This window comes from Brevundimonas sp. SL161 (genome assembly GCF_049896985.1).
In the GTDB taxonomy this organism is placed as follows: Bacteria; Pseudomonadota; Alphaproteobacteria; order Caulobacterales; family Caulobacteraceae; genus Brevundimonas.
Window position 1 is genome coordinate 12,862 of record NZ_JAFCVJ010000006.1, and the last position, 21,887, is coordinate 34,748.

Consider the following 21,887-nt stretch of genomic DNA (forward strand, 5'->3'; position numbering starts at 1 on the left):
GGCGCCGGGTGCGGTGATGCAAGTTTCATGAAAGCCACGGTCCTCCCCTGGGTCGCAGGGGAGGACCACGACGCTTAGGCGCTCTTCTTCTCTTCGTCGTCGCCCGAGACTTCCTCGAACTCCGCATCGACCACGCCGTCGTCGACGGGCGCGTCGTCACCGGACTGACCGGCGCTCTGGGCGTACATCGCCTCGCCCAGCTTCATCGAAGCCTGAACGAGCGTGTTCGTCTTGGTCCGGATATCTTCCGAATCGGCGCCGTCGCGAGCCGTCTTCAGTTCCGCCAGACCAGTCTCGATCGCCGCCTTTTCGTCGGCGCCGACCTTGTCGCCGTGTTCGGCCATGGCCTTCTCGGTCGAGTTGATCAGGCTGTCAGCGGCGTTTTGGGCCTCGACCAAGTCCTTGCGGATCTTGTCGGTGGCGGCGTTGGCCTCGGCTTCCTTGACCATCTTGTCGATGTCGGCGTCCGACAGGCCGCCGTTCGCCTGGATGCGGATCGACTGTTCCTTGTTCGTCGCCTTGTCCTTGGCCGAGACGTTGACGATGCCGTTGGCGTCGATGTCGAAGGCGACCTCGATCTGCGGCATGCCGCGCGGCGAAGGCGGAATCCCCATCAGGTCGAACTGGCCCAGCATCTTGTTGTCCTGGGCCATCGGACGCTCGCCCTGGAAGACCCGGATGGTCACGGCCGACTGGTTGTCGTCGGCGGTGGAGAACACCTGGCTCTTCTTGGTCGGGATGGTCGTATTGCGCTCAATCAGCGGGGTGAAGACGCCGCCCAGGGTCTCGATGCCCAGGGTCAGCGGGGTCACGTCCAACAGCAGCACGTCCTTGACGTCGCCTTGCAGAACACCGGCCTGAACGGCGGCGCCCAGGGCGACAACCTCGTCAGGGTTCACACCCTTGTGCGGCTCCTTGCCGAAGAAGGCCTTCACGGCCTCCTGCACCTTGGGCATGCGGGTCATGCCGCCGACCAGGACGACTTCGTCGATGTCGGAAGCCTTGAGGCCCGCGTCCTTCAGCGCCTTGGCGCAGGGTTCGATCGTGCGCTGGATCAGGTCGTCGACCAAGGCTTCCAGCTTGGCGCGCGACAGCTTGATGTTCAGGTGCAGAGGGCCCGACGCGTTCATGGTGATGAACGGCAGGTTGACCTCGTACTGGGTCACCGAGCTCAGTTCCTTCTTGGCCTTCTCGGCCTCTTCGCGCAGGCGCTGCAGGGCCAGCTTGTCCTGGCGCAGGTCGACGCCCTGCTCCTTCTTGAACTCGTCGGCCAAATAGTCGGCCAGACGGACGTCGAAGTCCTCGCCGCCCAGGAACGTGTCGCCGTTGGTCGACTTCACCTCGAAGACGCCGTCGCCGATCTCCAGGATCGAGACGTCGAAGGTGCCGCCGCCGAGGTCATAGACGGCGATCTTCTGGCCGTCGTTCTTGTCCAGGCCATAGGCCAGAGCGGCCGCGGTCGGCTCATTGATGATGCGCAGCACTTCCAGTCCGGCGATCTTGCCGGCGTCCTTGGTCGCCTGACGCTGGCTGTCGTTGAAATAGGCGGGCACGGTGATGACGGCCTGGGTGACTTTCTCGCCCAGATAGGCCTCGGCGGCCTCCTTCATCTTGATCAGGGTGAAGGCCGAGATTTGCTGCGGCGAGTAATCCTTTCCGTTGGCGCGCACCCAGGCGTCGCCGGTCGGACCCTTGACGATCTCATAGGGCACCATGGCCTTGTCCTTGGCCACGACGGGATCGTCGAAACTGCGGCCGATCAGGCGCTTGATGGCGAAGAAGGTGTTGGCGGGGTTGGTCACAGCCTGACGACGGGCGGGCTGGCCGACCAGGGTCTCGCCGCCGTCCTGGATCGCGACCACCGACGGGGTGGTGCGGTTGCCTTCGGCGTTTTCGATCACCTTGGGGTTCTTGCCGTCCATGACGGCCACGCACGAATTGGTGGTGCCGAGGTCGATACCGATAATCTTGGCCATGAGCCTGTCTTTTCTCCGTCTGGCGGGCGATGCGGCGGCCTTGTCAGAAAGCGCCGCGCGTGACCGCCCCCGTTTTGGTTGCGCCGCCTCTCGGGGGCGAGAGCGCGGCAGGTTGTCTGTTTTTCCGTGAAACCCCACGGATTGCGGGGTCTCTCGGGCTGGTCGGGATATGGGAAAGTCGTCATGCCCCGCAAGGCCTTGTTTCAGGACGAGGCCCGATTCAGGCGGAGTCAGGGGTCATCAGGTGCGTTCAGGCTCCCGTTCGGGCACTGTTGGACCTGGTTGCGGGTCACGGGCCCGCCAGTTGCAGGTCCCGATGATGCGCTCCCCGCCTCGCAAGCCCCGCCGGTTCACACCAGCCCTGATCCTGGGCCTGACACTGCTTGGCCTGTCGGGGGCCCAGGCGATGGCGGAATCGGCGTCAAAGCGGGTCGTGGCGGTCCATGCGGTCACTCCGGCGCATCCATCGCAGGACGCCTACAATCGCGATGTCCGCATCCATAACCAGACCGGCTGGTCGATGACCTATCTCTACGCCTCCAGCGGCGGGGACTGGGGCGACGACCTCCTGGGTTCGGGCACCCTGTCGCCGGGCCAGAGTGTGGTGGTGACCATCGACGACGGCTCCGGCGCCTGCCGCTACTCGCTGCGCGCAGAGTTCGACAACGGCCAGAGCCTGCAACGCAGCGGCATCAACGCCTGCCAGGTCGCGGACTATTATTTCACGCGCTAGACGAAGGCGATGGAGCCCTTCCCCGACCTTCCCGGATTTCACTACTGGCCCGGCCGATTGCAGGAGGCCGCGCAGGCCTCCCTTCTGGCCGAAATCGACACAGCCCTGGCCATCGCGCCCCTCTATCGACCGGTGACCCCGGGCGGGAAGCCGTTCTCGGTCAGGATGAGCAATCTTGGCGCGCTCGGCTGGGTCTCGGACCGTGCGGGCTACCGCTACCAGCCGACCCATCCCGAGACCGGCGCGCCCTGGCCGCCGATCCCGCCCGTCCTTCTGAACCTGTGGGCCGAGCTGACCGGCTGGCCCGGGCCGCCCGACGCCTGCCTTATCAATCTCTACCGTGAGGACGCCCGCATGGGGCTGCATCAGGACAGGGACGAGGCCGACCTCTGCGCCCCGGTCCTGTCGGTGTCGCTGGGCGACACCGCCGTCTTCCGCATCGGCCCGGCGGGCAAGGGGCCGACCCGGTCGTTGAAACTGGCGTCAGGCGACGTCTGCGCCCTGACCGGCCCCGCTCGACTGGCGCGCCATGGGATCGATCGACTGGTGGCCGGCTCGTCGCGGCTGATGCCCGGCGGCGGGCGGATCAACCTGACCCTTCGCCGGGCGGCGTAAGGTCACAGGGCGGTGACTCGACGGAACCGCGCGGTCTCGTCACAGTCCGCCACGGAAAATCCCGGAGGAAGCGCCCATGACCATCCTGATCCGCCCCGAAGGCCAGAACGCCGACGATTTCCGGTTCTCGCGCCGATCCCTCGGCGGGCTGACGGCGGGAGCCATGTTCACCGGCTATGCGGTCGCCGCCCTGGCCCAGGAAGCCCAGCCGATCACGACCGATTCCGAGGGCCTGGCGACGGCGATGGTCTCCTATCCCTCCGCCGACGACTTCGACCTGCCGGCCTATGTCGCCCGCCCCGAAGGCGATGGGCCCTTCCCCGTTGTGATCGTCGTGTCGGAAATCTTCGGCCTGCACGCCTATATCCAGGACGTCTGCCGCCGTCTGGCCAAGGCCGGTTACGTCGCCATCGCCCCGGCCTTCTTCGTCCGCGTCGAGGATCCGGCCCCGCTCGCCGACATGCAGCGCATCCAGGCCATCGTCGGCGCCGCTGGCTACGAACAGGTCATGGGCGACATCAACGCCACCCTGGAATGGGCCTCGGGCCAGCTGTGGGCCAATGTCGACAAGGTCGGGATCACCGGCTTCTGCTGGGGCGGCAAGGTCGTATGGCAGGCCGCCGCCCGCTTCGCCGCGATCGACGCCGGCGTCGCATGGTACGGCCGTCTGGCCCCCTCGCCGACCGCCACGCCCGAACAGGTCGCCGCGGGCCAGCCCTTCCCGGTCGATCTGGCCGACGACCTGAAGGGCGTCGTCATCGGCAACTACGGCGGCCAGGACCAGGGCATCCCCAACGATTCCATCGCCGCCATGCAGGCGGCGCTGGAGGCCGCGGGCGCCACCGAGAGCGGTATCAAACTCTACCCCGACGCCCCCCACGGATTCCACGCCGACTACCGGGCTTCCTATCGCGCGACCGAGGCCGCCGACGGTTGGGCCCGACTGCTGGCCTTGTTCGAGGCGAAGCTTAAGTAGAATTCCTCCCCGTTGGGGGAGGGGGACCGCGGAGCGGTGGAGGGGGCCGGCCGCAGACTCCGCATCTGAACCGGGGCCCCTCCGTCTCTACGCTTCGCTTCGAGCCACCTCCCCCATTGGGGGAGGATCGGGACTACGCCTTGCCGTCGAAGGACCCGCCGTTGGCCCCGGGCGCTGCGCCATAGGGATTGCCGCCTTGCGGACCCGACCCCTTGGCCGCCACCACGACCATGGCCGGACGCACGGTGCGGCCGAACAGTTCGTAGCCGGCCTGCATGGTCACGAGGATGCTGCCGCCCGGAACCTCGGCCGAGGGCTGTTCCATCATGGCCTGGTGCAGGTGCGGGTCGAAAGCCTCGCCCGGCCCCGGGGCGACGCGCTTCAGCCCGTTGGTCTCGAAGGCCTGCAACAGGGACTTCTGCGTCAGCTCCAGACCGGTCACCAGACCGGCCTCGCCGGCGTCGGCGTCCTTGGGCGCAGCCATCAGGGCGCGCTCCAGATTGTCGGCCACGCCCAGCAGGTCCTTGGCGAAGCGCTGGATCGCGAAGGCGCGGGCGTCGTTCATCTGGGTCTCGGTGCGGCGCTTGACGTTGTCCGCCTCAGCCGCCGCCCGCATGGCGCGATCCTTCCACTGGTCGCGCTCGGCGATCATGGCGTCCAGCGGGCCGAGATCGTCCGCCGGGCCAGAGTCCAGACCTGCCTCGGCGTTGGCCAGGGCTTCGTCCAGCTCGGCATCGTAGTTCGGGTCTTGGGTATCGGTCACGTGTCTTGTCCGTCCAGGATGCGCCCCAGCACCCGCGCGGTGTAGTCCACCAACGGGATGATGCGGGCATAGTTCAGTCTTGCGGGTCCGATCACGCCGATGGCGCCCAGAACCCGTTGTCGGCCCGTCATATAGGGCGCCGCGACGACGGCGGAACCCGAAAGCGAAAACAGTCGCGTTTCCGCCCCGATAAAAATCCGCACTCCCTGCGCCGCATCGACCCCGTCGAGCAGGCCGATCAGCTGTTCCTTCTGCTCCAGATCGTCGAACAGGACCCGGACCTTTTCCAGATCCTCAGCGGCGCCAGCGTCCTGCAACAGGTTGGCGCGCCCCCGCACGATCAGCGACCGCTGACGATCCGCCCCGCCCGACCAGGCCGCCAGCCCGTCCTCGACCAGACGGGCGGCGGTGGCGTCCAGTTCGCTGCGCGCGGCGGCCAGTTCCGCCCCCATCTCCAGACGCGCCTCGGACAGGAGCCTGCCCTTCATGCGGGCCGAAAGGAAGTTCGAGGCCTCTTGGAGGATCGACGGCGTCACGCCGGCGGCCAGCGGCATAAGCCGGTTCTCGACCGTCCCGTCATCGGCAACCAGTACCGCCAGCGCCTGACCCGAGCCCAGGGCCACGAACTCCACATGTTTGACGCCCGAGTCCCGCACCGGACTGGCGACGATGCCGGCCCCGCCCGCCAGACCCGACAGCAGGGCCGTGGCCTCGTTCAGCGCCTCCTCGAAGCCCTTGCCGCGCCCGAGCAGACGGGCGTCGATTTCGCGTCGCTCCTCGGTCCCGACGTCGCCGATCTCCAGCAGGCCCTCCACGAACAGGCGCAGGCCGGCATGGGTCGGGATTCGCCCCGCCGAGGTGTGCGGCGCCGCCAGCAACCCCGCCAGAGTGAGATCCTGCATCGTGTTGCGGATCGAGGCGGGCGACAGATGCACCCCGCCTTTCGACACAGTTCGCGACCCCACCGGCTCCCCGGTCTCGAGATAGGTCTCCACCACGCTCCTGAAGATATCCCGCGCCCGCTGGTCCAGCGCGGCCAAGCCGGCGTAGTGGGGCGTCATCAGGGGGCTGAGCGGCGGCCTCACGGGCGGCGACCCGATCGCACGGGGAGGTTGGGGGGATACAGGCTCACCCTTTCAGGATAAGCACCGCCGCTCGATACGCCAATGCAATACCGACCTTCAGGATACCCGTCATGCGACCCTCCGAACGCACCCCAGACCAGCTCCGCGCCGTGACGCTGGAGACCGGCGTAAACCGTTACGCCGAGGGCTCCTGCCTGGTCTCGTTCGGCCATACCAAGGTCCTGGTCACCGCCTCGATCGAGGAAAAAGTGCCCGGCTGGATGCGCAACACTGGTCAGGGCTGGGTCACCGCCGAATACGGCATGCTGCCTCGCGCCACCCACACGCGCGGCAAGCGTGAGGCCGCCGCCGGCAAGCAGTCGGGCCGCACGCAGGAAATCCAGCGGCTGATCGGCCGCTCCCTGCGCGCCGTCGTCGACCTCAAGGCGCTGGGCGAGCGTCAGGTGCTGATCGACTGCGACGTCATCCAGGCCGACGGCGGCACCCGCACCGCCTCGATCACCGGTGCCTGGGTCGCGATGGCCTCGGCGCTGGGCTACCTGCGGGCCGAAGGCGTGCTGAAGGCCGATCCGATTCTCGATCAGGTCGCGGCCATTTCCTGCGGCATCTTCGCTGATACGCCCGTGGCCGACCTCGACTACGAGGAGGATTCCAACGCCGAAGCCGACGGCAACTTCGTCCTGACCGGCTCGGGAACCATCGTCGAGATCCAGGCGACCGGCGAGAAGCGCGGCTTCTCACGCCCCGAATTCGACCGTCTTTTCGAACTGGCCGAGGCGGGCTGCAACGACCTGTTCAAGCTGCAGAAGGCCGCGGTGGACGAGGCGCTCGCCCGCCAGCGCTGAGCTTCCACCCCGGGTGTGAATTTATTCTTGTCCACGCCTTGCGGATGCGCGGTCGTATCCCAGATCTGAGGGGGGTCTTTGACGATCCAGCGCCGTTTCGTCCGCCCTGTCGGAGAACCCTCCGGGGAGTGACAAGGCTCGAAACAGCAACCTTCTGATTCTGTTGAGAAAGACCAAAGGTTTCGTCCGTTAGGTCCGTTTCGTCAGGGTGTTTTTCGCGGACGAGAACGGGCTTTCCAGCAACGGAGAACAGCGTCATCGTCGCGCCTTCCAGATCGCCCGGAGACGCCGCCATGGTTCGTGTGCCCGCCGCCCTTGCCCTTGCGTTCGGCCTGTCGCTCGCCGCCTGCGGCTCGCCCGAGACGGCTCCGGCCGCAGAAGAGACCGCGACCGCGGAAGCCACCGTCGAACAGACGCCGGTCATGCCAGACGACGCTCCGCCCCAGGAAGAAGCCTCGTCGCCCGAGGGCGAGCTGTTGGGCGCCGCCGATCGGACCTGCGCGGACAGCATCGGCGAGGCCGCCGCTGTCAGGCTGGCGGAGCGCTGCACCATGGTCAGCCCGGCCAGCCACCCGCCATGCAATCCCGCCAACTCCTGCACCCTGATCCAGGACGAGATCGACCGCTCCTGCGGCCAATACGGTCCGGGCGAGGCCCGGCCCGCCGAGTGCTCGGCCTGACCCCATAGAAAAAGGCCCCGCCGTTGCCAGCGGGGCCTCGTTCATTTCAGGGCTAACGCCGACGTTTAGTCGCGACGCGGACGGCTGCGACCGCGATCGCCTCCACCGCCTTCACGCTTCTTGCCGCCGCCGCCGGTGTCCTCGGTCAGGGCAGGCTCGCCGCGTTCGGCGCGTTCGGCATTGATCTTGTCCGTCAGGTCTTCACCCGTCGACTGGTCGACGACCTTCATCGAGAGCTTGGTCTTGCCGCGATCGTCGAAGCCGAGGAACTTGACCTTGACCTCTTGACCCTCGGACAGGACGTCGGCCGGGTTGGCGACGCGTTCCAGCGAGATCTGGGACACGTGGACCAGGCCGTCCTTGGCGCCGAAGAAGTTCACGAAGGCGCCGAAGTCGACGACCTTCACGACCTTGCCGGAGTAGATCATGCCGGGCTCGGGCTCGGACACGATCGACGAGATCCAGTTCTTGGCGGCGTCGATCTTCTCTTGATCCGAGGCAGCGATCTTCACCGTGCCGTCGTCCTCGATGTTGATCTTGGCGCCGGTCTTTTCGACGATCTCGCGGATGATCTTGCCGCCGGTGCCGATGATGTCGCGGATCTTGTCGACCGGAACCTTGATGGATTCGATCTTCGGCGCGTATTCGCCCAGTTCGGTGCGGGCGCCGTCGATGGCCTTGTCCATCTCATCGAGGATGTGAAGACGACCGGCCGACGCCTGGGCGATGGCCTTCTTCATGATCTCTTCGGTGATGCCGGCGACCTTGATGTCCATCTGCAGCGAGGTGATGCCGTCACGCGTGCCGGCGACCTTGAAGTCCATGTCGCCCAGGTGATCTTCGTCACCCAGGATGTCCGACAGGATGGCGAACTCGCCCGACGGCTCCAGGATCAGGCCCATGGCGATGCCCGAGACGGGCTTCTTCAGGGGTACGCCCGCGTCCATCAGCGCCAGCGAGGCGCCGCAGACCGAAGCCATGGAGGACGAACCGTTGGACTCGGTGATCTCCGACACGATGCGGATCGTATAGGGGAACTCTTCCGCGGTCGGCAGCATCGGACGGATCGCCCGCCAGGCCAGCTTGCCGTGACCGATTTCCCGACGGCCCGCGCCGCCCATACGTCCGGTCTCGCCGACCGAATAGGGAGGGAAGTTGTAGTGCAGGAGGAACTTCTCCTTGTAGGTGCCGGCCAGCGAGTCGACGTATTGCTCGTCTTCGCCGGTGCCCAGGGTGGCGACCACGATGGCCTGGGTCTCACCGCGGGTGAACAGGGCCGAACCGTGGGTGCGCGGGAAGATGCCGACTTCTGAAACGATGTCGCGGACCTTGTCGAGTGCACGCCCGTCGACGCGGTGGGCGTTGTCGATGATGTCGCGACGCAGGACGTGGGCTTCGCATTCCTTCCAGGCGACGCCGAACTTGGCGGAATCGACGCCGTCCGGGTTCTCGGCGGTCTTCACCAGAGCGGCCGAGGCCTTCTTCTTGGCGGCGCCGACGGCTTCATGACGGGCATGCTTGCCGGGATGGGTGTAGGCGGCCTTGATGTCCTCGCCGACCAGCGACTGGATCTGGGTGACGACGCCCGAGTGGTCCTCAGGCGAGAAGTCGAACGGATCCTTGGCGGCGTGCTCAGCCATCTCGATGATGGCGTCGATGACCGGCTGCATGCCGCGATGGGCGAACATCAGGGCGTCCAGCATGATCTGCTCGGACAGTTCCTTGGCTTCGGACTCGACCATCATCAGGGCGTCCTTGGTGCCGGCAACGACAAGGTCCAGCTGCGAGTCGGGCAGTTGGTCCAGCGTCGGGTTCAGCACGAACTCGCCGTCGATATAGCCGACGCGCGCGGCGCCGATCGGGCCCATGAAGGGCACGCCCGACAGGGTCAGGGCGGCGGAGGTGGCGACCATGCCGACGATGTCGGGATCGTTCTCGAGATCGTGCTGCAGCACGGTGATGACGACCTGGGTCTCGTTCTTGAAGCCCTTGACGAACAGCGGGCGGATCGGACGGTCGATCAGGCGAGAGACCAGGGTCTCCTTCTCGGTCGGACGGCCTTCACGCTTGAAATAGCCGCCCGGGATCTTGCCGGCGGCGAAGGTCTTTTCCTGGTAGTTGACGGTCAGCGGGAAGAAATCCAGGCCCGGCTTGGGCGCGCGACCGTAGACGACAGTGGCGAGGACGATGGTCTCGCCATAGGTGGCCAGAACGGCGCCGTCGGCCTGGCGGGCGATACGGCCCGTTTCCAGGGTCAGCGGGCGGCCGGCCCAGTCGATCGTCTTGCGTTTGATATCGAACATGTTTCGTCTTTCGTAGCCCGGGCGGCGTATTCCGCGCGGGTTCCCATCAGTGGGGCTGGATGCGTCGGGCGTTCAGTCCTTCGATCCATGGACCGCCGCGCCATCGCGATCGATCCGGGAGTTAAAGAGGACCGCTCTGGCCCTCGCGTCTGCACCAGTAAAAACCGTGGTGCGCGGCTGGTCTCTGGATGCGGAAAGAGGCGCGGACGTGGCCCGCGCCTCGAAACTGTTCCGCAGAACTGCGCTTAGCGGCGCAGGTTCAGCTTGGTGATCAGGGCGGTGTAACGCTCCTTATCGACCTTGGTCAGGTGGTCCAGAAGGCGACGACGCTGCGAGACCATCTTGAGCAGGCCGCGGCGCGAGTGGTTGTCCTTCTTGTGCGTCTTGAAGTGCTCGGTGAGGTTGGCGATGCGTTCCGAAAGGATCGCGACCTGGACCTCGGCCGAACCGGTATCGCCTGCAGTGCGGGCGTTCTCGGCGATGACTTCGTTCTTACGCTCTGGCGTAATCGACATCGTGTTTCTCCAGAATTAGAGATTGAATACGCGGTCGGGTTCTAGCCGGCCGGCCCGCATCTGACCGAGAGCGACGAGGGTCTGGCCCTGAAAGGCGGAAACGGTGCGAGAGCCGTCCCGGAGGCGGCTCTTGAGCGTCTCGACCTGTCGGGGGAGCAGAACGATCGGTCGTCCCTGACGAAGCGAGAAGGCGTCCTGTTCCGTGACGGCCAGTTCCGGGATGTCGTCCAGGGCGGTCGAAACGGGCAGTAGGCCTTCCAAGGCGGCGTCCCTATGCACCAGATCGGTCAGGAAATCCAGCGTGACGCTGTTCTCGACTGAAAACGGCCCTACCCGCTCGCGTCGGAGGGCCGAGACATGCCCCTCGGCGCCCAGCATGACCGCCAGATCGCGGGCCAGCGAGCGGACGTAGACGCCCTTGCCGGTGCGAATGGTCAGTTCGACATGGTCGGCGTCTGGCGCATCAGTGACCTCGGCCTCGTGGATGGTGACCCGGCGGCTCTCCAGCTCGAAGTCCGCGCCCTCGCGGGCCAGGTCATAGGCTCGCTGGCCGTCGACCTTGATGGCGCTGAACCGGGGCGGGGTCTGGTCGATCTCGCCGACGATGGTCGGCAAAACCGCGCGGACCGCCTCGGCTGTCGGGCGCACATCGGAACGGGCAACGATCTCGCCCTCGCGGTCCACACTATCGGTCGATACGCCCCAGTTGATGGTGAAGCGATAGACCTTCTCCGCCTCCATCATGAAGGGCACTGTCTTGGTCGCCTCGCCCAGGGCGATCGGCAGGATACCGTTGGCAAGAGGGTCCAGCGTCCCGGCATGCCCGGCCTTCTGGGCATCGAACAGGCGGCGGACCTTCGACACGGCGTCGGTCGAGCCCATCTCGAACGGCTTGTCCAGACACACCCAGCCGTTGACGACCAGGCCCTTTTTGCGCCGGCCCATCAGGCCTGGCCTGCCGCGCCTTGCGCTGCTTGACGCCGGACCATCAATCCTCGTCCTCGTCTTCAACAGGCGGCACAAAGGAGTCGGCGCGGACGCGGGGGTCGTCCAGCAGCCGGTTCAGGCGTTCGGCGGCGGCGAAGCTCTCGTCGTGGCGGAAGCGCAGGTCCGGCGTGAAACGCATGTCGATATGGCGGCCCAGGGCGCCGCGCAAGAATTTAGCGTGTTCGTTCAACGCCTTGATGATCTCGTCGATGTGGCCGGCGGTGTCCGATGTCTCGATCCCGGCGCCCAGCGGCTCGACGAAACAGGTGGCGTGCTTCAAGTCCGGCGACAGACGCACCTCGGTGACCGTCACGGAGACGCCGATCAGGGCGGGATCGCGGATCTCGTTCTCGCGCATCACCTCGACGAGGGCGTGGCGGATCATTTCCGAGGCGCGCAGCTGGCGCTGGCTCACGGTTCCGGCCTTGGCGGCGGGTTTGGAGGATTTTCGGTTGCTCATGGCGTTCGTCCTGTTCGCCGCCGGGGATCGGACCCGGCCGGGAAGCGACGCCGCGTCGGAGCCTTCTGACAGCGGCGAAACAAAAAGAGGCGCGGTCTAGTCCCGTCTGGCGCCGGTGTCCAATTCAGCGCGATCCACGGCGGCGATGACCTCTCCCGCCGTCACTGAACGCAATGGACGGACGGGCAGTCCCGCCGCATTCAACACCCGCACCGTCCAGTTGTTGCACAAGTAGCCGATCGAGAAATGCTCCCGGCTGGCGAAGAAATGCGCGCCGTCGCCGTCCCGCGCCGTGGACAGGCGGGGGTGGCCCTCGACGAGCGTCAGCGAATCCTGGACCCGCCCGCGCAATCCGGCGAAGGCCTCAGGCGACAGGACAAGCGTGCGGCGGTTGTCGGGCGTGAAACGCCCTGCGGGGTTGCCCTTCTCCGGGTCCAGCATGACGACCGAGGCATTGCCAGGCCAGAAAAAGGCCCGCAGGCCGTCGGGGAGCCGCTCTTCCATCGGAGACGTGTCGACGAAGAATTTCGCGTCGCCCCAGCCGATCAGTATCCAGTCGCCCGGTCCGATCGAGCGGGACGCCTCGGCCAGGGGCCCGCCGCCGGCCTCCAGCACCGCCCGGGGCACGGCGAGATCAGTGTGGAACCCATTGTTGAGAACGTGGACGGTGACGCCGGCTTCGGTATGGGAGAGCAAGGCCGGATCACCCGGACGGGTCCAGGTCCACAGGGCGAAGGCCAGTCCCAGCGCTCCAGCCAGGAGCATCGCCCCCACGATCCGCATCAGTCCGTCTCGGCTGCCGAGGCGCGGGGCGGCAGGCTCCATTCGCCCCGGTAGTCGTAGGACAGGGTTACGCAGTGCCGGAACGCCCCGTCCGGCCAGCGTCCTGCACCGTGCATGACGATCGGCCGCCCGGCGCGCACGCGCCCGAGCACGAGGAAGGCGGCGTCGGCCCCGGGGCAAAGGGCACGGGCCAGGCCTCGCCCGTCGCCTTCCTGTGCAAGAGAATAGACTGTACTCTCGGAGGCACCCTCGGGCAGGACCCGTCTCGCCTCATCCGGGCCGCCGCGCGCGACGGTCGCGGAACCGCGCGCCGTTGTGGAGATGATCCGCCGGACGCTGACTGCGCCGAACCAGCCGCGCTCCACCTCCAGCGTCACGCCGCGCGTCAGGGCGGTCGTGACCCGGTCGGACGGGTCGAAAGCGAGATAGCGAGTATCTGCCGCCGCCGGCGTAGCGATGGCGACGAGCGTCAGAACGGCGAGCATACGGTGTAGCATGGCATCACTTCAAACCGCGACTTGCGGCGGAAGGGAGGCCGACGCTGTCGACCTCCCAATCACACCAACCTCGCGCTCAAGCAGCGAGCAACCGCGTCGCGAGCGGTAGTGCCCTGCTAGAGAGTGCGCTGGATCTCTTCGACGGTGAAGCACTCGATGTAGTCGCCGACCTTGATGTCGTGGAAGCCCTGGAAATGCATGCCGCACTCCTGGCCCGACGGCACTTCGTTGACCTCATCCTTGAAGCGCTTGAGCGTGGCGAGCGTGCCCAGTTCCAGCACGACGATGTCGTCGCGGATAATTCGGACCTTGGCGCCCTTGCGGACGACGCCCTCGGACACCCGGCAACCGGCGATTTTGCCAGTCTTGGAGATGTCGAACACCTGCAGCACGGCTGCGTTGCCCAGGAAGGTTTCGCGTTGCAGCGGGGCCAGCATCCCCGAGAGCACGCCCTTCATGTCGTCCAGCAGGTCGTAGATGATCGCATAGTAGCGGATCTCCACGCCTTCACGCTCGGCAAGATCCTTGGCCTGTTTCGAGGCACGGACGTTGAAGCCCAGGATCGGCGCGCCGGCCGACTTGGCCAACTGCACGTCCGACTCGGTGATGCCGCCGGCGCCGGAATAGATGACCCGGGCGCGGACTTCGTCGTTGCCCATCTTCTCGAGCGAGCCCTGAATGGCCTCGCCCGAGCCCTGGACGTCCGACTTGATGAGGACCGGCAGCTCCGAAATCTTCTTGGATCCCAGCTTGGCCATCATATCGACCAGGCTGACCTGGTTGATGCCGCCGGTCGCCTTCTCGCGTTTGATGCGGGCGCGGTACTCGGTCAGCTCGCGAGCGCGGGCCTCGTTCTCGACCACGGCCAGGGGTTCGCCGGGGCTCGGAGCCTCGTCCAGACCCAGGATCGCGACCGGCACGGACGGACCGGCCTCGGTCAGCTGTTCCCCGCGCTCGTTGAGCAGGGCGCGGACGCGGCCGAAGCTGGAACCGGCGACAACCAGGTCGCCCTTCCTCAGCGTGCCGCGCTTGACGAGGATAGTCGCGACCGGGCCACGACCCTTGTCCAGCTTGGCCTCGATGACCACGCCTTCGGCCGAGCGTTCCGGATCTGCCTTGAGGTCCATGACCTCGGCCTGCAGCAGGATGGCCTCGAGCAGGCCGTCCAGATTGGTGCGCGCCTTGGCCGAGATCTCGACGATCTGGGTGTCGCCGCCCAGAGCTTCGCCGATGATCTCGTACTGCAGCAGTTCGTTGATGACCTTCTGGGGATCGGCGTCCGGCTTGTCGATCTTGTTGACAGCCACGATGATCGGAGCACCGGCGGCTTTCGCGTGCTGGATGCTCTCGATCGTCTGCGGCATGACGCCGTCATCGGCCGCCACCACCAGGATGACGATGTCGGTGACGTTGGCGCCGCGTGTACGCATGGCGCTGAACGCCGCGTGGCCCGGGGTGTCCAGGAAGGTCACAGCGTCGCCGTTCGGCGTCTTCACCTGGTAGGCGCCGATGTGCTGGGTGATGCCGCCGGCCTCGCCCGCCGCCACATCGGTGGTGCGCAGCGCGTCCAGAAGCGATGTCTTGCCGTGGTCCACGTGGCCCATGATGGCCACGACCGGCGCGCGGGGCGTCGTCGCCTCGTCGTCGATGTCGTCGGACAGGAAGCCGGCCTCGACGTCCGACTCGGACACGCGACGCACGGTCATGCCGAATTCGTCGGCCACCAGTTCGGCGGTGTCGGTATCGATGACGTCGTTGATCTTCATCATCAGGCCCTGCTTCATCAGGAACTTGATGATGTCGACGCCGCGCACAGCCATCCGGTTGGACAGCTCCTGTACGGTGATGACATCAGGAATGATGACTTCGCGCGGGCGGTTCGGCGCGTCGGTGGACCCGCCCTTGCGCTTCTCTTTCTCACGTTCGCGGGCGCGGCGGACCGACGCCAGCGAACGCATGCGCTCGGCCGTATCGCCGTCGCCGGCCACGGACTGGATGGTCAGACGGCCTTCACGGCGCTTGGGCTCGCCACGCGTGCGGCTTACAGCCTTGCCGGCGTCGGAGAAACGCTTGTCGCGATCGTCCTCGGGCTTCAACGGTTTGGCGAAACCGCCGCCGGGCGCGCGGGCCGGGCGCAGAACATTGGCCTCTGCCGGAGGCGCGTTCGGGGCGGGACGACCGCCGGGACCGGTGCGCGGACCTCCCGGTCGGGCGGCGCCGGGGGCCGGACGCGGGTTCAGCGCAGAATAGCGAACGGGCTCGGCCGGACGCGCGGGGGCCCCGGTCGGACGGGCATTGGCCGGACGGTCGGAGTAGGATTTCTCACCACCCCCCATGGCTTCTTCGCGCGCCGAGCGAGCGCCGAAGGCAGGACGGTCGATGGGCGCTCGGGCCGGGTTCGGGGCCTTGGGTACACGCTGGCCGAAATTGACCACAGGACGCGCCGGCGGGGCCGGGCGAGCGGGGGCAACCGGCGCCGGAGCGGCCGGAGCCGGTTCGGGCGCGGCGGTGACCGGAGCGACGGGCTCCGGGGCCGGCGGCGGCGGCGCGGCGGCGGGCTTGGGAGCCAGCGGCGCACGAGCGGCAGGCTTGCCAGTCGGGGCGGGTGCGGCGGCGGTCAGCTTGGAGGCTTCGGCGCGTGCAGCCTCCGCGGCGGCGCGGGCGGCGGCGGCCTCGGCCTGGGCGGCGCTGGCGGCGGCGGCCGTAGCGGCGGCCTGATCACGAGCGGCGGCGTCGCGACGCGCCTGTTCGGCGGCCTGCGCGGCGGCGCGTTCGGCCTGGGCCTGGGTCGCCGTCTCGATGGCGCGACGACGGGCTTCCTGTTCCTCGTTGGACAGTCGGCCGCCAGCGGGCTGTTGCATTTGCGGACGCGGCGCGGAGGTCTGCGGAGCGGGAGCGTCGGAACGCGGACGCGCGACGTCGAAGCCCTGCGGGCGCTGATGCCCGCCGACCGGAGCGCCTGGACGACGTTTGATTTCGACCGCCACCGTCTTGGTGCGGCCATGGCTGAAGCTCTGGCGCACGGTGCCGGTCGGGACCGATCCCACGGCACGCGGCTTCAGGCTCAGAGGCGCCCGTGGTCCCGTCGTCGACGGGGTTCCGGTGGGGGCCTGCGGAGTCTGGCCGTCGTTGGTCTTGTCGTTCTCGTCGCTCATCCGGTCGCTTTACTCGAGGGCGGAGAATTCCGCCGCGTCTTAGTCAAAAGTCGTCTCGTCACGCCAAAACCTGGAAACGCAAAAAGCCGTGCGGCGTCCGCCTCTCGAAAGAGGCATGACCCCGCCCGTCAATCCGCCCGTTCAGGCTCGTCCTTCGGGTCCTCGTTCGACCCGTTCCCGCTTGAGGAACCCGGATGGTCCGTGTCCCAGGCCGCAGGCCGAAGCGATCGAAATCCCGCCAGTCGTTCGACCTCGATGGTCCAGCGATCGGCTCTGCCGCCATGCAGCAGGACGGCGTGTATCGCATTTTCCAGCCCGAGGGCCAAACTCAAATCGTCCGCACTGAAAGCGCCGCAGACCTTGGTCGTCTGATGTCGTGCCAGGGCGACGAGCTTTCCGCGCCCGTCGGACGATCCGTCGGCGGCCTCGATCAGCCACGCGGCCTTGCCCGAGCGGATCGCTGCGGCGGATTTCTCGAAGCCGGAGATAAGCACGCCTTCGCGCCGGGCAAGACCCAGCTGATCCAGACAGCGCCGGATCAGCAGGGTTTCGACCGTGTCGGCGAGATCGGCCGACGGCTTCAGTTGGGCCTTGGCCGAGCGTGAGAACAAATTTTTCTTCACGGCGGCGTCAATCGAGGCCCGCGAGGCCTCCACCCACATGCCGCGACCGGGAAGTTTCCTTCCAAGGTCGGGGGCGACGGCGCCGTCCGGTCCGGCGACGAAACGGATCAGTCGAGATTCATCCATGGCCTGGTGGGTCACCAGGTCCCGGCGCTCTCTATCGATCGTCGCGTCGCGAAGGCTCATGAACGGCGCACCCCATCACGCGTCTGGGGTCGGCGCGAGGTCGTCTTCGACCTCGGCGTCATCAGCGGTGACCTCGGCTTCGGCGTCGTCCTCCGGGGCGGAGTCGAACACGGCTTCAGGATCGAAGTCGCCTTCGGCGTACTCGCCGCCTTCCTGGTACTCAGGCTCCGGCGGCTGCGGCAGTTCCGAGGCATCGATCCAGCCGGCGGCCACGCGGGCCTGGAGGATCAGCAGTTCTGCGTCTTCCTGGGCCAGGTTGAAGCTCTCCAGAACACCGGCGACCTTGGTTCGCTCGCCGTTCTTCATCTCGTAGCCGCCGCGGATTTCGTCGGTGGCCAGATCGGCCAGGTCCTCGACCGTCTTGACGCCGCCCTCGCCCAGGGCGACGGCGATCGGCAGGGTCACACCCGGAACGGCCATGACCTCGTCCAGCACGCCCAGGGCGACGCGTTTGGCGTCCAGAATGGCGGATTGCTTCTCGAGATAGTCGCGGGCGCGGGCCTGCAGTTCCTCGGCGGTATCCTCGTCGAAGCCTTCGATCTCGGCGACTTCGTAGTTCTCGACGAAAGCCAGGTCCTCGACCGTGGCGAAGCCTTCGGTGACCAGCAGCTGGGCGATGACCTCGTCAACATCCAGGGCTTCCTGGAACAGCAGGGTGCGTTCCGAGAACTCGCGCTGGCGACGCTCTGAGTCCTGCGACTCGGTGATGATGTCGATCTGCCAGCCGGTCAGCTGGGAGGCCAGACGGACGTTCTGGCCGCGACGGCCGATGGCCAGCGACAGCTGCTCGTCGGGCACAACCACCTCGACGCGGTCGGCTTCTTCGTCGAGCACGACCTTGGAGACTTCGGCGGGAGCGAGCGCGTTCACGATGAAGGTCGGCTCGTCCGGGTTCCACTGGATGATGTCGATCTTCTCGCCCTGCAGCTCGGCCACGACGGCCTGGACCCGCGAGCCGCGCATGCCAACGCAGGCGCCGACGGGGTCGATGGAGCTGTCATTGGACAGCACGGCCATCTTGGCGCGCGAGCCGGCGTCGCGGGCGGCGGCGCGGATCTCGATCACGCCGTCGTACACTTCCGGCACTTCCTGGGCGAACAGCTTGGCCATGAAGCCCGGGTGCGCGCGCGACAGCATGATCTGCGGACCCTTGGCCTCCGGGCGGACGTCGTAGATGTAGGTCCGGATCCGGTCGCCGATGTTAAACACCTCGCGCGGGATCGACTGGTCGCGGCGCATGATGCCCTCGCCCCGGCCGAGATCGACGATCGTGTTGCCGTATTCGACGCGCTTGACGGTGCCGTTGACGATCTCGCCGACGCGGTCCTTGAACTCTTCGTACTGGTTGGCGCGCTCGGCCTCGCGAACCTTTCCGGTGATGACCTGGCGGGCCATCTGGGTCTGCACGCGGCCGAATTCGAACGGCGGCAGGTCCTCGACATATTCCTTGCCGACGACGGCTTCCGGATCGCGCTTGGACGCATCGGTCAGCCGGACCATGGCGCTATCGTTGAACTCCTCCAGCTCGTCTTCCGGCATCCAGTCGTCCTCGACGATGGTCACGTGACGGGTCAGGGCCAGTTCGCCGGTCTTCGGGTCGATCTTGGCGCGGATGTCGTGATGGGCACCGTAGCGCGACTTGGCGCCCTTCTGGATGGCTTCTTCCAGAGCCTCGATCACGATCTCGCGGTCGATGTTCTTTTCCTGCGCGACCGCATTGGCGATCTGCAGAAGTTCCAGGCGATTGGCGGAAATACCGGTCACGGCCATCAGGCGTCGTCCTCAGAAGTCTTTGCGTTGTTTTGGTCTTCAGGCGCGCCTTCTGGCAGGCCGTCGTCTTCGGGTTCGCCCCGCGCGGCGCGGATAGCGGCCCCGCGCTTCAAAAGGGCGTCGTTCATGACAAGCTTGGCGTCCACCAGCCAGTCAAAGGGGATCAGGGCGGTTTCTTCCTCGCCGTCCAGATCGATGGCGATGTTGTCGCCATCCGTGCCGGCGACGATGCCCTTGAAGCGCTTGCGGCCCTCGATCATCCGGTCGGATTCCAGTCGCGCCTCGAAACCCTCGTACAGGTCGAAATCCTTGAGCCGGGTCAGCGGCCGGTCGATGCCGGGCGACGAGACTTCCAGCAGATACTCGCCGGCGATCGGATCGGCGGCGTCCAGAACCTCGGACATGGCGCGGCTCAGACGGGCGCATTCGCCGACGTCGATGTCATTGTCGATCGGGCGCTCGGCCATGACCTGAAGGCGGCGACGCAGGGTGCCGCCCATCAGACGCACGCGCACGATGTCCAGCCCGATCGATTCCGCGACGGGATCGATCAGCTCCAGGATCTGGCGGTCTTCGACGGTCTTGGCGCGCAAGCAGGGAAATCCGGGCAAAAGAAAAAGCGGTCGGCCATCCAAGGCCGCCGCTTTGAACGACGCCGTTGGACGCCGGTCTAACGATGTGGGAGTCCCTATAGCTCCGTCCCGTCGAAAGGGAAAGGGCGGACGCGAACGTCCGCCTTCCGGTTCCTAGTGGGCATGGGCCCGATGGCGATGTCCGCCGCCCACCAGGCTCCTGAGGAAGAAGAATACGGCGATGATCACCGAGAACGCCAGGAACAGGGCCAGGACGGTCATCCAGAAGGTCATGCTCATCAGATCCGGCAGGGCGAACGCGCCCCCGTCCAGCATCGGCCTCAGCAAGCCCACGATGATATAGACCAGGGTCGCGCCCAGGGCGGTGCTGAACAGGCTGCGCCACGCCGGCATCATGAAGGCGGCGATCAGAGCGATGACCAGGCCCACCACCTGGTTGACGCTGTCGAACCCGGTTTGGGTGAGGGCGAACAACCCCTGCAGCAGGTTGCCCAGCTGGGCGAGGACCTCTTCCATCACGCGACGCTCCGGATTGGCTAGGGCCCAGCTTGGCCGTCGGCAGGGTTAACGCCGGTCTGCGGGAATGGATGCGACCTTATCGGCCGGTGGAGCCGAAACCACCGGAGCCGCGCGCCGTGTCGTCCAGGGTCTCCACCTCGACCACGGTCGCCTGGGCCACCGCCGCGATGACCATCTGGGCGATGCGCTCACCGCGTTTGATGACGAACGGCTCCTGGCCCAGGTTGATCAGGATGACCCCCACCTCGCCGCGATAGTCGCTGTCGATGGTCCCCGGGGTGTTGAGCGCGCTGATCCCATGTTTCAATGCGAGGCCCGAGCGCGGCCGGATCTGCGCCTCCCAGCCCTGTTCCAGCGCGATCCTGAGCCCCGTGGGCACAAGAGCCCGCGCGCCCGGCTCCAGCGTCATCGGCGCGTCCTCGGGCACCGCGGCCCTCAGATCCACGCCCGCGGACCCGGCGGTCTCATAGGCGGGCAGGGCCAGGCCCTCGGCATGGGGCAGGCGCAGGATCCGAAGGGTGCTCAAGGCAGACTCTCAGGCTTTGGGAGAAAAATGATTGGCGATGCGGTCGGCCAGGCGGGTAGCCACTTCGGTCTTGGAAAGGCGCGGCCAGGCATCGGCCCCCTCCCTGGTCACCAGGAGGACCGTATTGCCGTCGGCGCCGAAGACATCGGCCGAGACGTCGTTGCCGACGATCCAGTCGCAGCCCTTGCGCGACAGTTTCGACCGGGCGTTGGCCTCCAGGTCTGTGGTCTCGGCGGCGAAGCCGATCACCAGCCTTGGCCGGTTCACTCCGGGCGCGGCGATGCCCGCCAGAATATCCGGGTTCTCGATCAGGCTCAGCGTCGGCGGCCCGCCCGGCGCCTTCTTGATCTTGCCGCCGGCGACCGTGTCCACGCGCCAGTCCGCGACGGCGGCCGAAAGCACCGCGATGTCGGCTGGAAGCGCCGCCTCAGTCGCCGCCTTCATTTCCATCGCCGTTTCGACGTCGATCCGGGTGACGCCGACTGGAACCGCCAGACCCGTCGGCCCTGAAACCAGGGTCACCTCGGCGCCTCGCACGGCCAGGGCGGCGGCGATGGCGTAGCCCTGTTTGCCGCTGGACCGATTGGTCAGGCCCCGCACCGGATCGATCGGCTCGAACGTCGGACCCGCCGTCACCACCGCCCGCCGCCCCGCCAGCGCCCGTCGGTCGGGACCGGTCAGCAGATCGGTGATCGCGGCCAGGATCGCCGCCGGCTCGGCCATCCGCCCCTGGCCGAACTCGCCGCAGGCCATCTCGCCGTCGTCCGGCCCGACGACCGCCACGCCGTGGAAACCGTCAAACCCCTTCAACCGCGTGACATTGGCCTGCACCGCTGGATGCAGCCACATCCGCACATTCATCGCCGGCGCAAGCAGCACCCGCTTGTCCGTCGCCAGAAGCGTGGTCGAAGCGAGGTCGTCGGCCATGCCGTTCGCCGCCTTGGCGATCAGCCCCGCCGTCGCCGGCGCCACGACCACCAGGTCGGCCCAGCGCGACAGCTCGATATGACTCATTGTCGTCTCTTCGTCGGGCAGGAAGAGGCCCATCCGAACGGGATTTCCGGTCAAGGCCGCCAGCGACAAGGGGGTGACGAACTCCGATCCGCTCGCGGTCAGCACGGCCTGCACCTCGCAGCCGGCCTTCTTCAGCAGTCGCACCAACTCCAGCGCCTTGTAGGCCGCTATCCCGCCCCCAACGATCAGCAGGATTTTTCGGGTCGTCAGAGCCGTGCTGGACATGACGCCGGTCTAGCCTCCGCGGGGCACGCCGTCGAGACGGTGAAAAAGAACATTGCAA

21 protein-coding genes are annotated in these 21,887 nt (G+C 67.0%); 5 read left to right on the forward strand and 16 right to left on the reverse strand.

The annotated features are described in order from the left end of the window. Positions 1 to 74: 74 nt before the first annotated feature. Positions 75 to 1,976, reverse strand: coding sequence for a molecular chaperone DnaK (dnaK, locus tag ACP7AU_RS06495; protein ID WP_426050901.1), 1,902 nt, complete (start codon positions 1,974 to 1,976; stop codon positions 75 to 77). A 319-nt stretch (positions 1,977 to 2,295) separates the two neighbouring features. Here dnaK and ACP7AU_RS06500 point away from each other — a divergent pair, with 319 nt between their 5' ends. The 3 genes from ACP7AU_RS06500 (at position 2,296) to ACP7AU_RS06510 (ending at position 4,300) form a co-directional block, all read left to right on the forward strand. Next, on the forward strand, positions 2,296 to 2,709 hold the full coding sequence (locus tag ACP7AU_RS06500) for a hypothetical protein (protein WP_426050902.1): 414 nt from the start codon (positions 2,296 to 2,298) through the stop codon (positions 2,707 to 2,709). Between the two features lie 9 nt (positions 2,710 to 2,718). Next, positions 2,719 to 3,324 carry an alpha-ketoglutarate-dependent dioxygenase AlkB family protein gene (locus ACP7AU_RS06505; protein ID WP_426038485.1) on the forward strand — a complete coding sequence of 202 codons (606 nt, stop codon included), beginning with the start codon at positions 2,719 to 2,721 and terminating at the stop codon, positions 3,322 to 3,324. 76 nt (positions 3,325 to 3,400) lie between these two features. Further along, positions 3,401 to 4,300, forward strand: coding sequence for a dienelactone hydrolase family protein (locus tag ACP7AU_RS06510; RefSeq protein ID WP_426050903.1), 900 nt, complete (start codon positions 3,401 to 3,403; stop codon positions 4,298 to 4,300). A gap of 133 nt (positions 4,301 to 4,433) precedes the next feature. Here the strand turns inward: ACP7AU_RS06510 and grpE are convergent, their stop codons facing one another. Continuing rightward, positions 4,434 to 5,063: a nucleotide exchange factor GrpE gene (grpE, locus tag ACP7AU_RS06515; protein WP_426038487.1), complete on the reverse strand. Its 630-nt coding sequence runs from the start codon at positions 5,061 to 5,063 to the stop codon at positions 4,434 to 4,436. Continuing rightward, positions 5,060 to 6,124, reverse strand: coding sequence for a heat-inducible transcriptional repressor HrcA (gene hrcA / locus ACP7AU_RS06520; RefSeq protein ID WP_426050967.1), 1,065 nt, complete (start codon positions 6,122 to 6,124; stop codon positions 5,060 to 5,062). Before hrcA ends, grpE begins: the two co-directional genes overlap by 4 nt. Before the next feature lie 134 nt (positions 6,125 to 6,258). Between hrcA and rph the strand changes: the two genes are divergently transcribed. Both rph and ACP7AU_RS06530 read left to right on the forward strand, forming a co-directional pair. Continuing rightward, entirely contained in the window at positions 6,259 to 6,993 is a 735-nt protein-coding gene (rph, locus tag ACP7AU_RS06525; protein WP_426038488.1) for a ribonuclease PH, read from the forward strand. 293 nt (positions 6,994 to 7,286) lie between these two features. Next, entirely contained in the window at positions 7,287 to 7,673 is a 387-nt protein-coding gene (locus tag ACP7AU_RS06530) for a hypothetical protein (RefSeq protein WP_426050904.1), read from the forward strand. Positions 7,674 to 7,738: 65 nt separating this feature from the next. On the opposite strand, the gene pnp is transcribed toward ACP7AU_RS06530, so the two are convergent. The 13 genes from pnp to coaBC all read right to left on the reverse strand — a co-directional run bounded on the left by pnp (position 7,739) and on the right by coaBC (position 21,829). Then, complete coding sequence (gene pnp, locus ACP7AU_RS06535) at positions 7,739 to 9,976, reverse strand: polyribonucleotide nucleotidyltransferase (RefSeq protein WP_426050905.1); 2,238 nt, start codon at positions 9,974 to 9,976, stop codon at positions 7,739 to 7,741. 245 nt (positions 9,977 to 10,221) lie between these two features. Continuing rightward, positions 10,222 to 10,491 (reverse strand): 30S ribosomal protein S15, encoded by a 270-nt coding sequence (rpsO, locus tag ACP7AU_RS06540; protein WP_077353982.1) that lies wholly within the window; start codon positions 10,489 to 10,491, stop codon positions 10,222 to 10,224. Positions 10,492 to 10,506: 15 nt separating this feature from the next. Further along, complete coding sequence (gene truB / locus ACP7AU_RS06545) at positions 10,507 to 11,436, reverse strand: tRNA pseudouridine(55) synthase TruB (RefSeq protein ID WP_426038491.1); 930 nt, start codon at positions 11,434 to 11,436, stop codon at positions 10,507 to 10,509. Between the two features lie 43 nt (positions 11,437 to 11,479). Beyond that, positions 11,480 to 11,938, reverse strand: coding sequence for a 30S ribosome-binding factor RbfA (rbfA, locus tag ACP7AU_RS06550; RefSeq protein ID WP_426038492.1), 459 nt, complete (start codon positions 11,936 to 11,938; stop codon positions 11,480 to 11,482). Positions 11,939 to 12,034: 96 nt separating this feature from the next. Then, entirely contained in the window at positions 12,035 to 12,721 is a 687-nt protein-coding gene (locus ACP7AU_RS06555) for a DUF2459 domain-containing protein (protein WP_426050906.1), read from the reverse strand. After that, positions 12,721 to 13,218 (reverse strand): hypothetical protein, encoded by a 498-nt coding sequence (locus ACP7AU_RS06560; protein ID WP_426050907.1) that lies wholly within the window; start codon positions 13,216 to 13,218, stop codon positions 12,721 to 12,723. The genes ACP7AU_RS06555 and ACP7AU_RS06560 overlap by 1 nt, the downstream gene beginning before the upstream one ends. Before the next feature lie 116 nt (positions 13,219 to 13,334). Then, the gene (infB, locus tag ACP7AU_RS06565) at positions 13,335 to 16,373 is read right to left on the reverse strand and encodes a translation initiation factor IF-2 (RefSeq protein WP_426050908.1); all 3,039 of its coding nucleotides are present in this window, start codon (positions 16,371 to 16,373) and stop codon (positions 13,335 to 13,337) included. A 128-nt stretch (positions 16,374 to 16,501) separates the two neighbouring features. Next, a complete protein-coding gene (locus ACP7AU_RS06570) occupies positions 16,502 to 17,182 on the reverse strand; it encodes an RNA-binding protein (RefSeq protein ID WP_303696144.1) in 681 nt (226 codons plus the stop codon). 15 nt (positions 17,183 to 17,197) lie between these two features. Next, a complete protein-coding gene (nusA, locus tag ACP7AU_RS06575) occupies positions 17,198 to 18,952 on the reverse strand; it encodes a transcription termination factor NusA (RefSeq protein WP_426050909.1) in 1,755 nt (584 codons plus the stop codon). Further along, a complete protein-coding gene (gene rimP, locus ACP7AU_RS06580; RefSeq protein WP_425990419.1) occupies positions 18,952 to 19,545 on the reverse strand; it encodes a ribosome maturation factor RimP in 594 nt (197 codons plus the stop codon). The genes nusA and rimP overlap by 1 nt, the downstream gene beginning before the upstream one ends. A 153-nt stretch (positions 19,546 to 19,698) precedes the next feature. Then, a complete protein-coding gene (locus ACP7AU_RS06585; RefSeq protein ID WP_426050910.1) occupies positions 19,699 to 20,061 on the reverse strand; it encodes a hypothetical protein in 363 nt (120 codons plus the stop codon). Between the two features lie 79 nt (positions 20,062 to 20,140). Continuing rightward, positions 20,141 to 20,590, reverse strand: coding sequence for a dUTP diphosphatase (dut, locus tag ACP7AU_RS06590; RefSeq protein WP_426050911.1), 450 nt, complete (start codon positions 20,588 to 20,590; stop codon positions 20,141 to 20,143). Between the two features lie 9 nt (positions 20,591 to 20,599). Continuing rightward, positions 20,600 to 21,829, reverse strand: a complete 1,230-nt coding sequence (gene coaBC, locus ACP7AU_RS06595) for a bifunctional phosphopantothenoylcysteine decarboxylase/phosphopantothenate--cysteine ligase CoaBC (protein ID WP_426050912.1) — start codon at positions 21,827 to 21,829, stop codon at positions 20,600 to 20,602. Between the last annotated feature and the right edge of the window lie 58 nt (positions 21,830 to 21,887).

Coding starts and splice junctions, on each gene's coding strand:
- rpsO (WP_077353982.1), bottom strand. CDS start 10,491: ATGTCGATTACGCCAGAGCGTAAGAACGAAGTCATCGCCGAGAACGCC.
- pnp (WP_426050905.1), bottom strand. CDS start 9,976: ATGTTCGATATCAAACGCAAGACGATCGACTGGGCCGGCCGCCCGCTG.
- ACP7AU_RS06505 (WP_426038485.1), top strand. CDS start 2,719: ATGGAGCCCTTCCCCGACCTTCCCGGATTTCACTACTGGCCCGGCCGA.
- coaBC (WP_426050912.1), bottom strand. CDS start 21,829: ATGTCCAGCACGGCTCTGACGACCCGAAAAATCCTGCTGATCGTTGGG.
- ACP7AU_RS06555 (WP_426050906.1), bottom strand. CDS start 12,721: ATGCGGATCGTGGGGGCGATGCTCCTGGCTGGAGCGCTGGGACTGGCC.
- infB (WP_426050908.1), bottom strand. CDS start 16,373: ATGAGCGACGAGAACGACAAGACCAACGACGGCCAGACTCCGCAGGCC.
- ACP7AU_RS06530 (WP_426050904.1), top strand. CDS start 7,287: ATGGTTCGTGTGCCCGCCGCCCTTGCCCTTGCGTTCGGCCTGTCGCTC.
- truB (WP_426038491.1), bottom strand. CDS start 11,436: ATGGGCCGGCGCAAAAAGGGCCTGGTCGTCAACGGCTGGGTGTGTCTG.
- ACP7AU_RS06560 (WP_426050907.1), bottom strand. CDS start 13,218: ATGCTACACCGTATGCTCGCCGTTCTGACGCTCGTCGCCATCGCTACG.
- rbfA (WP_426038492.1), bottom strand. CDS start 11,938: ATGAGCAACCGAAAATCCTCCAAACCCGCCGCCAAGGCCGGAACCGTG.
- ACP7AU_RS06510 (WP_426050903.1), top strand. CDS start 3,401: ATGACCATCCTGATCCGCCCCGAAGGCCAGAACGCCGACGATTTCCGG.
- rph (WP_426038488.1), top strand. CDS start 6,259: ATGCGACCCTCCGAACGCACCCCAGACCAGCTCCGCGCCGTGACGCTG.
- dnaK (WP_426050901.1), bottom strand. CDS start 1,976: ATGGCCAAGATTATCGGTATCGACCTCGGCACCACCAATTCGTGCGTG.
- hrcA (WP_426050967.1), bottom strand. CDS start 6,124: ATGACGCCCCACTACGCCGGCTTGGCCGCGCTGGACCAGCGGGCGCGG.
- ACP7AU_RS06585 (WP_426050910.1), bottom strand. CDS start 20,061: ATGGAAGAGGTCCTCGCCCAGCTGGGCAACCTGCTGCAGGGGTTGTTC.
- ACP7AU_RS06500 (WP_426050902.1), top strand. CDS start 2,296: ATGCGCTCCCCGCCTCGCAAGCCCCGCCGGTTCACACCAGCCCTGATC.
- nusA (WP_426050909.1), bottom strand. CDS start 18,952: ATGGCCGTGACCGGTATTTCCGCCAATCGCCTGGAACTTCTGCAGATC.
- ACP7AU_RS06570 (WP_303696144.1), bottom strand. CDS start 17,182: ATGAGCCTTCGCGACGCGACGATCGATAGAGAGCGCCGGGACCTGGTG.